The organism is Microbacterium sp. K2, assembly GCF_051365005.1.
Taxonomy (GTDB): domain Bacteria; phylum Actinomycetota; class Actinomycetes; order Actinomycetales; family Microbacteriaceae; genus Microbacterium; species Microbacterium foliorum_B.
In genome coordinates this window covers 62997-74987 of the sequence record NZ_JBLWII010000007.1, presented here as the reverse complement: position 1 = coordinate 74987, position 11991 = coordinate 62997, and the positions used below count along the sequence as shown (strand labels likewise).

Sequence of the window (11991 nt, the reverse complement as noted above, 5' to 3'; positions counted from 1 at the left end):
GTTCGTGGTGTGTGCGGGTGATGGTCACGCTAGGGACTCTCCGAGCCCCGCCGCCAATGGAGTCGTCATGCACGGACGTGCCCTGTCACGAGGCGTCATGACCGGTCACCCGGCGCAACGTGACGTAATGATCCGGGGAGTCACCAGGTCGCGAGCATGGCCGCGGCCCCGTCTCGCCGGTCGACGCCGAGACGGTCGCGCAGGGTGCCGGTGTGGCCGATGTCTGCGCGCCCGAGGAGGCCGCGGCGACGCAGCTCCGGGGCCGCGAGGCGGGTGAACGCTTCGAACTGCGCCGGCTGGAAGGCCGAGAGCACGTTGAAACCGTCTGCCGCACCCTCGTCGCGCCAGGTCTCGAAGTGGTCGGCGATCGTGGCGGCATCGCCGACCACGAAGGCGGCAGGCACGGCGTGCGCCGCCACAAGATGACGCCAGGTGAGCGCAGCGGACCTCCCCTGCCCCGCGACGCGCACGCCCGCGATGCGCGTGAGCCGATCGATGAGTGCGGCACCGGCTTCGCCCAGTCGACGGGCCTCGTCGGCGGACACCTCGTCGTCGAAACCGGCCGTTCGCAGCCGGTCGTCCGGCGCCACCCCGAAGGCGTCGGCCAGAGCCGCGACCGATCGGTTCGCCGGGAAGGCCGTGCGCGACGGCTGATGCCCTTCGGCGAGGGGCACGAGGGCGAGCAGCCGCTCGACGATGCGGCGGGCCTCGGCATCCGAGTCCGCGACGACGGGCAGCACCGGGGCGATCACCGCGAGCGTCTCGGGCGAGCGTCCGGCAGCGGCCGCGATGTCGCGCAGCTCACGACGGGTGGTGATCGCATCCGCGAGGTGCGGCGCGGCGATCAGGGCCAGGTCGGTCTCGGTGGCCGCGAGTGCGCGAGACCGAGGAGACGTCCCCGCGTGCACGATCGGGATCTGCCCCTGCGGCGGCCTGGCCACGTTCAACGGCCCCGAGACCCGCACGTGCTCCCCGTGCAGGTCGGCGCCGCGGAGGCCGTCAGGATCGATCAGCACGCCGCGTTCGGCATCCGCGATCCAGGCGTCGTCACTCCACGAATCCCACAGGCGTCGCAGCGCGGCGACGAACTCCTCGGCGCGGTCGTACCGGGTCTCGTTGTCGGCGTGCGCGTCTCGACCGTGGTTGCCCGCGGCGCGCGGCTCGGCACCCGTGACGAGGTTGATGCCGGCGCGGCCCCGTGTCAGCACGTCGAGCGAGGCGAGCGAGCGAGCGGTCGCATAGGGGTCTGAGTAGGTCGTGTTCACGGTGGCGATGAGGCCGATGCGCGACGTGACGCCGGCCAGGAACAGAACCGCGCTCACCGGATCGATGCGCGCCAGCAGATACGGGTCGCGGAACTCGAGGTCGGGCCCGGTGGCCAGCCAATCGCCGAAGAACAGATAGTCGAGTCCGGCGTCCTCACCCTCGCGCGCGATGCGACGGAGGATGTCGGCATCCGACGAGGGATCCCGATGCGCGCCCGGCTGGCGCCAGCCCGACGGGTAGGCGCCGAGGGTGCGCACCATGGCGCCGATGATGAGCGGTTCGGTCATGCCCCGAAAGTACGAGCGCCCCTGGCCGCTGCCAATCGCCGCGGAAGCTCGGAGACACGGAGCGCAATACGGCGACACATCCTCGCGACGATCCGGCTGTCGGTGCGAACCTCTACGCTGAGACCATGACTGGTCTTCGTTGGGGAATCCTCGCGACCGGCGGCATCGCCGGCGCGTTCGCATCCGATCTGCGCACGGCGGGGCTCGATCTCGTCGCCGTCGGCTCGCGCTCGCAGGAGTCGGCAGACGCGTTCGCCGCCCGCTTCGACATCGCCCGGGCGCACCCCTCGTACGAGGCGCTGGTCGCCGACCCCGAGGTCGACATCATCTACGTGTCCACCCCGCACCCCATGCACCACGAGAACGCCCGTCTCGCACTCGAAGCCGGCAAGCACGTGCTCGTCGAGAAGGCGTTCACCCTCAACCGCAGCGAGGCCGAAGACCTGCAGCGCCTCGCCGCCGAACGGGGGCTGCTGGCGATGGAGGCCATGTGGACGCGGTATCTGCCGCACATGGTGCGCATCCGCGAGATCATCGCCGACGGCACGCTCGGCGAGATCCGCGCCGTCAGCGCCGACCACACCCAGCTCCTCCCCGACGACCCCGGCCACCGCCTGAACGCTCTCGAGCTCGGCGGGGGTGCACTGCTCGACCTCGGCATCTACCCCGTCTCGTTCGTGTGGGACGTCCTGGGCGCACCGACCTCCATCCATTCCGTGGCCCGGCTCATCGAGACCGGAGCGGATGCCGAGGTCGCCACCGTCATGACCCACGAAGGCGGCGCGATCTCGACCACCCTCTCGTCGTCGCGTGCCGCCGGCCCGAACGCCGCGAGCATCATCGGCACGAAGGCGCGCATCGACATCGATCGCGTCTGGTACACCCCGACGACGTTCCGTGTCGTGCTCCCCGACGGCAGCGTCGTCGAGGAGTACGTGTCCGAGGTCGCAGGCCGAGGCATGCAGTACCAGGCCCATGCGGCCGAGCGCCTCGTCGCCGACGGCGTGCTCGAGGGCGACATCCTGCCGATCGCCGAGAGCGTCGCGATCATGGGCACACTCGACGAGATCCGCGCCCAGATCGGGGTGCGCTACCCGCGCGAAGGAGTCAACCATGGCTGAGGCCAACGACGCCCGTGTCGCCGTCTACCTCGACTTCGACAACATCGTCATCTCCTGGTACGACCGTGTGCACGGACGCAACGCCTACGGCAAAGATCGTCAGCGCATCACCGAGAACCCGACCGACCCCGAGGTCATGGAGCGGCTCTCCCGCGCCATGATCGAGGTCGGCGCGATCATCGACTACGCCGCGTCCTTCGGCACGCTCGTGCTCACGCGTGCCTACGCCGACTGGTCGTCGCCGGTGAACGCCGTGTACCGCTCGCAGCTCGTGGCCCGCGCCGTCGATCTGGTGCAGCTCTTCCCGGCCGCCGCCTATGCGAAGAACGGCGCTGACATCCGCCTCGCCGTCGACGCGGTCGAAGACATGTTCCGTCTGCCCGACCTCACGCACGTCGTGATCGTCGCCGGCGACAGCGACTACGTCCCCCTCGCGCAGCGCTGCAAGCGCCTGGGCCGCTACGTCATCGGCGTCGGCGTCGCGGGGTCGACGGCCAAGTCGCTCGCCGCCGCGTGCGACGAGTTCGAGGCATACGACTCGCTTCCCGGTGTGGTGCGTCCGAGCAAGACCGCTCCGGCGACCGTCGTCGCGGTGCCGGAGGTCGCGGCTGAGCCCGCCGCCGAGCCCGCCGCAGAGCCAGCTGCGAAGGCGAAGTCCCGGCCGCCGGCCAAGACCACCAAGGCCAAGGCACAGGCGGCCGCCGCCACAGCTGCGACCGCGGCTCCGGTCAAGGTCGACGAGCACGCCGAGGGCACAGAGCAGGGTGAGGCGACGGAGCTGCTGCATCGCGCGCTGCGCCTCGGGCACGACAAGGCCGACGCCGACGAGTGGCTGCACAGCTCGGCCGTGAAGACGCATATGCGCCGCATGGACCCGTCGTTCAGCGAGAAGGCCCTCGGATACCGGTCGTTCTCGGACTTCCTCAAGTCGCGTGAGAGCATCGCAGAGCTCGAGGAGACCGGGCACGAGCGTCTGGTGAAGCTGCGCGACTCGGCCTGATCAGCGCCACGCGACCGGCCGGTCGCGTGGTCGGTCCGGTCACTCCTCGAAGTCGTACTCCTGGAAGGCGGCGACCTCGGGCACCCAGCGCTCCGCCACGAAAGCGGTGTGCGCCGGGTGCGCGTCGTAAGCGCAGTACGCCTCCCTGTCCCGGAACACCATCGAGACCTGGTGCTCCAGGTCGCTCTTCGGGCTGACTTGGCGACGGATCGTGAAGTCCTCGACCCCGGGGATAGAAGCGAGCACGGCTCTGCCGGTGGCGAGGAACTCGCGCTCCTCGGGGCCGCCCGCCTCGTGCACGAGGCGGAAGACGACGGTGTGCTGAATGGTCATGCGGTGTCTCCGGTCGTCTGGTTGCTGAAGGCGGCGTCGAAGGATGCAGTGGGCACGGGCCACAGCAGCGACCGCACGTAGGCGAGCGCCTGCGGCGCTCCGTGCAGGCGGTCCATTCCGGCATCCTCCCACTCGATCGAGATGGGCCCGTCGTATCCGATCGCGTCGAGCGCCCGGAACGAGTCCTCCCACGGCACATCGCCGTGACCGGTCGAGACGAAGTCCCACCCGCGTCGGGGATCCCCCCAGGGCAGGTGCGAGCCGAGCACTCCCGCACGCCCGTTGTGCGGCCGCATCCGGGTGTCCTTGCAGTCGACGTGATAGATCCGGTCGGCGAAGTCGACGATGAACCCGACGGGGTCGATGTTCTGCCACATCATGTGCGACGGGTCCCAGTTGAATCCGAACGCCTCGCGGTGGTCGATCGCGTCCAGCGCCCGCACCGACGACCAGTAGTCGTAGGCGATCTCGCCCGGATGCACTTCGTGCGCGAAGCGCACGCCCTCGCCGTCGAACACGTCGAGGATCGGGTTCCAGCGGGTGGCGAAGTCCTCGAAGCCGGCCTCGATGACGGATGCCGGCACCGGCGGGAACATCGCCAGATACGGCCAGATCGACGAGCCGGTGAACCCCACCACGGTGTCGACGCCGAGCTTGCGGGCCACTCGCGCGGCCCGCCTCATGTCGTCGGCCGCCCGTGCGCGCACGCCCTCGGCCTCCCCGTCGCCCCACACGTAGTCGCGCAGGATCGCCTGGTGACGGAAGTCGATGGGCGCATCGCACACCGCTTGACCGGCGAGATGATTCGAGATCGCGAAGATCCGCAGTCCGTGCCGGTCGAGGATCTCGAGGCGCGAGGCGACGTAGGCGTCATCCTCGTCTGCCCGCCGCAGGTCGAGGTGATCGCCGGAGGCGGCGACCTCGAGGCCGTCGTATCCCCATTCGGCCGCGAGCCGGGCGACCTCGTCGAAGGGCAGATCCGCCCACTGGCCGGTGAACAGGGTGACCGGGTGCATGGTCATGGACACTCCTTCGTATCGCTGGACGGCTCAGGCACCGAGCACTCTGAGCGCCTGGATGCTGCGTGCGGCGAGATCGTCCTGACTCGCCGCGAGTGGTCGCCACACGGACGCGGCGACGGCGATCGTCGCGTTCTCGCCCGTGAAGCTCTCGAGCCCGAGCGGCCCCCGATACCCCGCATCGTCGAGGGCGCGGAGGATCTCCGGCCAATCGGTGTGGTCGTCGCCGACCGCGCCCCGATCGCTCCCGCACACCTGCACGTGGGCGATCGCCGACCCCGCCGAGCGGATCGCCTCCGCCGGCTTCTTCTCCTCGATGTTCAGGTGGTAGGTGTCGAGCGCCAGCCCCACCCCCGCACCGAGCAGCGGTGCGAGTGCGTCGAGACTCTGCTCCACGGTGTTGAGCACGCTGGTCTCATAGCGGTTGAGCGGTTCGACGGCGAGGGTGACCCCGGCATCCGCGGCATCCGACGCCAGCGGTTCGAGGTTCTCGCGCAGCTCCCGCACCACCCGAGCGCGCTCGTCGGCCGTCATCCGCCAGGCCACGCCGGTGGGCGCGTAGAACGGGCCGGCGACCACGGCCGAGCCGAGCGTCGTGGCCGCCGCGATGCACGACCGCAGGTAGTCCCGAGTCGCAGCGACGTCGCCCGCCTGGGCGAGCAGCGATCGGCCCGGTCCCATGGCTCCGATGACGATCGCGCCGAGACCGAGGTCGTCGAGCACGTCGCGGGCCCGCGCCGGATCCCAGTCCCCGATGCTCTCGAGAGGCAGTTCGAGCGCCTGATACCCCATGCCCGCGGCCTTGCGTGCGAGCGGACCGAGCGTCGCATCGGTCAGCGGAGACGTCCACACCCAGGTGTTGACGGCGATCGTGCGAGGCATCCTGCTCCTTCGGGGATGACGCGTGTGCTCCCACCCTCCCATCCGCGGGTGCGCGGACGGAAGAGTGGGAGCGTCACTGCTCGTTACGGGATCTGACGTTCCTGCCACACCGTCGGGTAGCCGGGAAGGTTCTCTCCACCGAACTTCGCGTAGTGCCCGTCCGGCATGCCCTCGTTGGCGGTGAGGTAGTCGTCGAGCTCACCCTCGGTGATCGGCTTCTGCGGCAGCACCCACTCCTTCGGCACCTCTTCGCCGGCGAAGATCATCTGCGCGGCGAGCAGCGGCGTCCGCCACTGGAAGTTCGAGTACACCGGTGCGAGCCCGGTGAGCCCCGTGTCCTTCCACTTGCGGAGGAAGCTCATCTCGTCTTCACCGGTCATCACCGGGTAGTCCGCGCCGGCGTCCTCGAACGCCTCGATCGCCGCGACAGCGCCGTCACCGGCATCCATCCAGACGCCCTGCACATCTCCCTTGGCGAGCTCGTCGCTGATGATGCTCTTGATCTCCGCCGGGTCCGCGCCTGTGAAGTAGTCCACAGCCTCGATGCCGGCCTCGTCGAAGAGCTTCTCCGCCGCGGCCCACCGGTGCTCGAGCACGTCGACGCCGGGGAGGATCCGCAGCGCGACGACCTTGTCGCCCTCTTCGAGGTTGTCGATGAGGAACTCGGCGGTGTCGATGCCCCACGCGAATCCGCCGATCGGGTGGATGAACGTGACCGGGCAGTCGGTGTCGACACCGCGGTCGAACACGATCACCGGCTTGCCGGTCTCGCACGCACGCTCGACGGCCGGGGTCATCGCCGCGGTGCTGTTGGGCGAGATGAGGAAGACGTCGCAGCCGCCCTCGGAGATGAAGTAGTCGATGTCCGCGATCTGCGTGTCATCCGAGTCCTGCGCGTCGCGGGTCTCCATCTCGCTGATCGCGCCCGCCTCCTGCAGCGCCTTCAGCTGCTCGTTCATCGTGATCCAGCCGGTCTGCCGCCACGGGTTCGAGATCGAGGCGTTCGCGAAGCAGGCCTTCTTGGGCCCTTCGCTCGCGAACTCGGAGGTGTCGACCATCTCGGCGTTGATGTGCTGGAGGTACGGCTCGTCAGCCGGACCCTGGGGCTCGACACCGCGCTCCTCCATCTGCTTGTCGAAGAGCTCCTGGTCGAACCACTCCGTGGTCTCCGCCGATTCCTCCGGGTTCTCCGACTCCGCCGGCGCCACGGACGGGTCTGTCGTACACCCGGCGAGCGCGATGAGGCCGAAGAGAGCCACCCCTGCGGTGGCGATCTTCATTGATCGTCGCATTGCTAATCTCCTCTGGTTTCTGTGTGGATGGTGCTGGTTGTTGCGGGTTCTGCGGTCTCGAGGACCGGAGAAGTCTGTGGGCCGCGCTTGCGTCGTGCGCGGAAGGCGACCGCGGAGTACGCGACGGCGGCGATGATGATGACGCCCTGCACGGCGTCTCGCAGTGTCGACGGAACGCCGGCGATGTTCAGGAGCATGAAGAGGGCCTCGAGAGCGAAGGCACCGGCCGCCGCCGCGACGATCCACCCCCGACCGCCGCCCAGCACGACCCCGCCGAGGACGACCGCGGTGATCGCGACGAACTCGTAGCCGCGGCCGACCGAGGGGTGCACCCCGGCGTATCCGACGAGCAGCACGGCCGAGAGCGTCGCCGAGAGCGACGAGATCACGAAGGCGCGGGTCGTGACCCAGGCGCTGCGCGCACCGGCGAAGTCGACCGCCGTGGCGTTGTCGCCCACCGCGATGAGCAGCTTGCCGAGCGGGCGCTTGGTGATCCACATGCCGAGCGCGAGCCAGCCGATGAGGATGAACACCGCCCACGGGATGAACTCGAGCAGCGGCACATCGCGGATGCCGCCGCGACCGATCTCGCGAAAGCTGTCTGCCGGGTTTCCGGTGGCCGCTCCGCCCGTCCACCACATGACGCCGCCGAGAAGCGCGAGCATCATGCCGAGCGTGACGATGAAGGACGGCACCTTGAGCAGCGTCGTGATGACGCCGTTGACGAGTCCGACGATCGCTCCGAAGACGATCATGAGCAGCAGCACGGGGATCGTGCGCGAATCGTCCTGCCCGACGAGGTTGCCGGCGATGATCACCTGCGCCGTGATCAGCGAACCCTGGGACAGGTCGAACTCGCCCGCGATGATCACGAAGTACTGACCGATCGCGACGATCGCGATCGGGGCGACCCGCTGGATGAACCTCATGAACTGGCCGGGCTCGGCGAAGCTCGGATTGAGGATCATGACCGCCACGAGCAGGATCGCCAGCAGCAGGAACACCGCGCCCCGAGGGCTCACGAGTGTACGCAGCGCGTTCATGCGCGTCCTCCTTCCGCGGTGGGGCTCGTATCGGCGAGTTCGGATGCTGCGGCCGCCATCTCGGACTCCGCCGCTTTGGCGGCATCGTCTCCCCCGGTCCGCGTGCCGCCTGCTCCGAAGCGCGGGCGACGACGGACGATCGAGCGCCGGCTGTAGACCGCGACGGCGGCGACGATCACGACGCCGCGGACGACGTCCTTCAGGAACGGGTTGACCTGCATGACGCTCATGACGTTGTCGACGACCGCGAGGATCGCGACGCCGCCGATCGCGCCCCAGATCGAGCCTCGTCCACCCAGCAGCAGCGTGCCGCCGAGCACGACCGCGGCGATCGACAGCAGCGCGTAGCCGCCCTGCTGTCCGACGGTGGGGCTGCCGACTCCCAGACGGCTGGCGAGCAGCAGACCGGCGAGTCCTGCGAACACCGAGCACAGCACGTGCGCGGCGATCAGCGGCGGCTTCGTTCGCACGCCCGACAGGCGGGCGATCTCGGGGTCGCCGCCGACCGCGTACAGGTGGGCGCCGGTGCGGGTGCGGTTCAGCAGGAACCAGACGAGCACCGCGAGCACGATCATGATGATGGTAGAGACGGGAACGGGTCCGACGCCGGTGGCGCCGATGAGCTGGAACTCCCAGGGGACGCTGCCTGCCGAGCCTTCGAAGTTCGTGTTGAGGATGCCCTGCAGGATGAGGCCCACGCCGAGGGTGGCGATGAAGCCGTTGACCTTCAGCACGGTGACGATCAGGCCGTTGACCAGGCCGATGGCGGCGCAGACGAGCAGGGTGACGGCGACGGCCGCCGGGACGTTCGCGGGGTTGCCGTTCATGATCGTCGCGGCCAGCAGGCTCGAGAGACTCACGACATAGGTGACCGACAGATCGAGCGACGCACCCAGCACCACCAGGGTCTGGCCGATCGCGACGAGTCCGAGCACGCTCATGCCGGTGAGGATGTCGCGGATGTTGCCGGGGCTGAAGAAGTTGCGCCCCACGGTGCCGACGAGGATGGCGCCGACGATGAGGGTCAGGATCAGGATGCCGAGCACGATGACCGTCGAGTCGATCCGGAGCCGCTTCATCGTGCACCTCCGTCGATGGTCGCTCCTGTGGCCGCGCCGAGGATCTCATGCTCGGCCGACCCTGCAGGCAGCTCGGCGACGAGCTCGCCGTCGTGCATCACGAGGATCCGATCGCTCATGCCGATCACCTCGGGCAGCTCGCTCGACACCATCAGCACCGCCTTGCCCTGAGCCGCCAGCTCGCGCATGAGCTGATACACGGCGTATTTCGCCCCGACGTCGATGCCGCGTGTCGGCTCGTCGAAGAGCACGATCTGGGGCTGGGTGAGCAGCCACTTGGCGAGCACGACCTTCTGCTGGTTGCCGCCGGAGAGGAACCGCACCTCCTGGTCGAGACCCCGCGAGCTGATCTCCAGCGAGCTGAGCACTCCCGGTACCTCGCGTCGTGACGGGGCGGTCCGACCGGCGAAGACGCTGCGGATCACGAGCAGGGTGTTGTCGAGCACCGACTGGCCCAGCGCCAGGCCCTGGGCCTTGCGATCCTCCGAGACGAGCGCGAGTCCTGCCCGGACCGCCATCCTGGCGCTCGTGATGCGCGTCGGAGAGCCGTCGACGCGCATCGCCCCCCGCACGAACGGATCGATCCCGAAGATCCCCTCGACCAGCTCGGTGCGCCCGGAGCCCTGGAGTCCTGCGATGCCGACGATCTCCCCGGCGCGCAGGGTGAGCGACACTCCGTCGACGAACGCGTTGCCGCAGCCGTCGAGCTCGAGACGCGGCTCGCCCACGACCGTGTCTGCCACGGCATCCGGGTAGTACGACTGGATCGAGCGGCCGACCATGCGGCGCACGAGCTCGTCGGTCGTCAGCGCGCCCTTCTCATCGGTCGACACGAGAGCGCCGTCCTTGAGGATCGTGATGCGGTCGCACAGGTCAAAGATCTCCTTGAGTCGGTGCGAGACGTAGATGACCGCCACCCCGCGAGACGTGAGCCGACGGATGATGGCGTAGAGCAGCTCGACCTCGCGGTCGCTGAGAGCGGCCGTCGGCTCGTCCATCGAGATGACCTGCGCCTCGAACGACAGCGCCTTGACGATCTCGACGATCTGCTGCTCGGCGACGGTCAGCGACCCGACCCGCGCCTGAGGGTCGATGAACGAGACGCCGAGGTCGGCGAGCAGTTCTCCGGTGCGACGGATCATCGCCTTCTGATCCACGAAACCGCCTCGGCGGGGCTCGCGCCCGAGGTAGACGTTCTGCGCGACCGTGCGCTCGGGCAGCAGCGTGAACTCCTGGAAGACGGTCACGATGCCGTCATCCATCGCCTGTCGGGGGTGGGCATGTCGCACCTCTGCGCCGCGGTACCGCACCATGCCCTCGTCAGCGGGCTGCACCCCGGCGATGATCTTCATGAGCGTCGACTTGCCGGCGCCGTTCTCGCCGACGAGGCCGTGCACCTCGCCCGGCCGCACGTCGAAGTCGATGCCCTTCAGCACCTCGACGCCGAAGAACGACTTGCGGATGCCCGACACCTCCAGCACCGGCTGGGTGATCGTCGCGGTCATGTCGCCACCTCCGTCCATCGTCCGTGCGCGGCGGCAGAGGCGAGGACCGCCTCGGTCAGCACGGCCGAGCGGAATCCGTCCTCGAACGTCGGCAGCCCGTCGGGAGTCGCACCGGCGATCGCCGCGTACACGTCGGCGATGAAGCCGTTGAACGCGTCCTGGTAGCCCATCCCGTGCCCCGACGGCACCCGCTGCAGGCGGGCCGAGTCGGGCGCGGCCGTGGCGGGGTCGCGAAGCAGCAGCCGGGACTCGTCGCGCATGCCGATCCACAGCTCCTCCGGCCGCTCCTGCTCGAAACGGAGTGCCTGCCTGGAGCCGTGCAGCTCGAGCGTCAGGGCGTTCTTGCGACCCGCCGCCATCTGCGAGATGAGCAGCGTTCCGAGGGCACCGGACTCCGTCTCGACGAGAATCGCGACGATGTCCTCGGTGTCGACCGCCTGGCCTGCCCGCTCGGCGAACACCCGACGGGTGCGAGCGCTCAGGGAGCGGATGCGCTGACCGATCACGAACTCGATGAGGTCGCACAGATGCGACCCGATGTCGGCGAACGCCCGCGATGAGCCACCGGATGCCGAGCGCACCCGCCAGTCGTCGTCGGTGTCGCGCAGCATCCAGTCCTGCAGATACGAGCAGTCGAGGGTGAGGAGCTCGCCGATGTCTCCCCGCGCGACGCGCGCACGCGCCTCCCGCACCATCGGGTGGTAGCGGTAGACGAAGGGGACCGCGCCGACTCTCCCTCGCGACGCCGCTGTCTCGGCGAGCCTGCGGGCGTCTGCGGCGTTCGTGGCCAGAGGCTTCTCGCAGATGACGTGCTTGCCCGACTCGAGCGCTCGGAGCGCCAGCTCGGCGTGGGTGGCATTGGGGGTGCAGATGTGCACCACGTCGATGTCGTCGGCGTCGAGCAGGGCGGCGGCGTCGATCTCGGCCCGCACGGCACCGAGTTCGTCTGCGGCCTGGCGTCCGCCCGAGGCGGAGCGGGTGGCGACGGCGCGGAGCTCGCCGCCCGCGTCTCTGGCCGCAGTGCGATGCACGCGGGCCATGAATCCTCCGCCGAGGATGCCGGCTCGGATCGTCCCGAGACCGGTGCCAGTGACATCCGTTGTCATGCCGGCGAGTCTGGCACAGGCTCTCCGACTTTTGCTAGAGCTTTGTCAAAAGTTCTTT

Annotated in this window: 11 protein-coding genes; 2 read left to right on the top strand and 9 right to left on the bottom strand. The window is 69.2% G+C overall.

The annotated features are described in order from the left end of the window. Positions 1-140 precede the first annotated feature (140 nt). On the bottom strand, positions 141-1553 hold the full coding sequence (locus ACLKOY_RS16935) for an NtaA/DmoA family FMN-dependent monooxygenase (protein ID WP_436454664.1): 1413 nt from the start codon (positions 1551-1553) through the stop codon (positions 141-143). A gap of 125 nt (positions 1554-1678) precedes the next feature. On the opposite strand from ACLKOY_RS16935, the gene ACLKOY_RS16930 reads away from it, so the two are divergent. After that, on the top strand, positions 1679-2674 hold the full coding sequence (locus ACLKOY_RS16930; RefSeq protein ID WP_436454663.1) for a Gfo/Idh/MocA family protein: 996 nt from the start codon (positions 1679-1681) through the stop codon (positions 2672-2674). Further along, entirely contained in the window at positions 2667-3674 is a 1008-nt protein-coding gene (locus ACLKOY_RS16925) for an NYN domain-containing protein (protein ID WP_436454662.1), read from the top strand. Before ACLKOY_RS16930 ends, ACLKOY_RS16925 begins: the two co-directional genes overlap by 8 nt. Positions 3675-3713: 39 nt before the next feature. Here ACLKOY_RS16925 and ACLKOY_RS16920 read toward each other — a convergent pair whose 3' ends face one another. The 8 genes from ACLKOY_RS16920 to ACLKOY_RS16885 form a co-directional block, all read right to left on the bottom strand. Further along, positions 3714-4007, bottom strand: coding sequence for a Dabb family protein (locus ACLKOY_RS16920; protein WP_436454661.1), 294 nt, complete (start codon positions 4005-4007; stop codon positions 3714-3716). Further along, a complete protein-coding gene (locus tag ACLKOY_RS16915; protein WP_436454660.1) occupies positions 4004-5029 on the bottom strand; it encodes a sugar phosphate isomerase/epimerase family protein in 1026 nt (341 codons plus the stop codon). Before ACLKOY_RS16915 ends, ACLKOY_RS16920 begins: the two co-directional genes overlap by 4 nt. Before the next feature lie 27 nt (positions 5030-5056). Continuing rightward, positions 5057-5908 (bottom strand): sugar phosphate isomerase/epimerase family protein, encoded by an 852-nt coding sequence (locus ACLKOY_RS16910; protein ID WP_436454659.1) that lies wholly within the window; start codon positions 5906-5908, stop codon positions 5057-5059. Positions 5909-5991: 83 nt separating this feature from the next. Beyond that, entirely contained in the window at positions 5992-7200 is a 1209-nt protein-coding gene (locus ACLKOY_RS16905; RefSeq protein WP_436454657.1) for a substrate-binding domain-containing protein, read from the bottom strand. A gap of 2 nt (positions 7201-7202) precedes the next feature. Next, positions 7203-8243, bottom strand: a complete 1041-nt coding sequence (locus ACLKOY_RS16900; protein ID WP_436454656.1) for an ABC transporter permease — start codon at positions 8241-8243, stop codon at positions 7203-7205. Beyond that, complete coding sequence (locus tag ACLKOY_RS16895) at positions 8240-9322, bottom strand: ABC transporter permease (protein ID WP_436454655.1); 1083 nt, start codon at positions 9320-9322, stop codon at positions 8240-8242. The genes ACLKOY_RS16900 and ACLKOY_RS16895 overlap by 4 nt, the downstream gene beginning before the upstream one ends. Next, positions 9319-10827, bottom strand: coding sequence for a sugar ABC transporter ATP-binding protein (locus ACLKOY_RS16890; protein ID WP_436454654.1), 1509 nt, complete (start codon positions 10825-10827; stop codon positions 9319-9321). Before ACLKOY_RS16890 ends, ACLKOY_RS16895 begins: the two co-directional genes overlap by 4 nt. Then, positions 10824-11933, bottom strand: coding sequence for a Gfo/Idh/MocA family protein (locus ACLKOY_RS16885; RefSeq protein ID WP_436454653.1), 1110 nt, complete (start codon positions 11931-11933; stop codon positions 10824-10826). The genes ACLKOY_RS16890 and ACLKOY_RS16885 overlap by 4 nt, the downstream gene beginning before the upstream one ends. Positions 11934-11991 lie beyond the last annotated feature (58 nt).

What these genes read in the sequence shown, in the direction of transcription:
- ACLKOY_RS16885 (WP_436454653.1), bottom strand. Translation starts at nt 11,933, where the DNA reads ATGACAACGGATGTCACTGGCACCGGTCTCGGGACGATCCGAGCCGGC.
- ACLKOY_RS16935 (WP_436454664.1), bottom strand. Translation starts at nt 1,553, where the DNA reads ATGACCGAACCGCTCATCATCGGCGCCATGGTGCGCACCCTCGGCGCC.
- ACLKOY_RS16890 (WP_436454654.1), bottom strand. Translation starts at nt 10,827, where the DNA reads ATGACCGCGACGATCACCCAGCCGGTGCTGGAGGTGTCGGGCATCCGC.
- ACLKOY_RS16895 (WP_436454655.1), bottom strand. Translation starts at nt 9,322, where the DNA reads ATGAAGCGGCTCCGGATCGACTCGACGGTCATCGTGCTCGGCATCCTG.
- ACLKOY_RS16915 (WP_436454660.1), bottom strand. Translation starts at nt 5,029, where the DNA reads ATGACCATGCACCCGGTCACCCTGTTCACCGGCCAGTGGGCGGATCTG.
- ACLKOY_RS16900 (WP_436454656.1), bottom strand. Translation starts at nt 8,243, where the DNA reads ATGAACGCGCTGCGTACACTCGTGAGCCCTCGGGGCGCGGTGTTCCTG.
- ACLKOY_RS16910 (WP_436454659.1), bottom strand. Translation starts at nt 5,908, where the DNA reads ATGCCTCGCACGATCGCCGTCAACACCTGGGTGTGGACGTCTCCGCTG.
- ACLKOY_RS16905 (WP_436454657.1), bottom strand. Translation starts at nt 7,200, where the DNA reads ATGCGACGATCAATGAAGATCGCCACCGCAGGGGTGGCTCTCTTCGGC.
- ACLKOY_RS16920 (WP_436454661.1), bottom strand. Translation starts at nt 4,007, where the DNA reads ATGACCATTCAGCACACCGTCGTCTTCCGCCTCGTGCACGAGGCGGGC.
- ACLKOY_RS16925 (WP_436454662.1), top strand. Translation starts at nt 2,667, where the DNA reads ATGGCTGAGGCCAACGACGCCCGTGTCGCCGTCTACCTCGACTTCGAC.
- ACLKOY_RS16930 (WP_436454663.1), top strand. Translation starts at nt 1,679, where the DNA reads ATGACTGGTCTTCGTTGGGGAATCCTCGCGACCGGCGGCATCGCCGGC.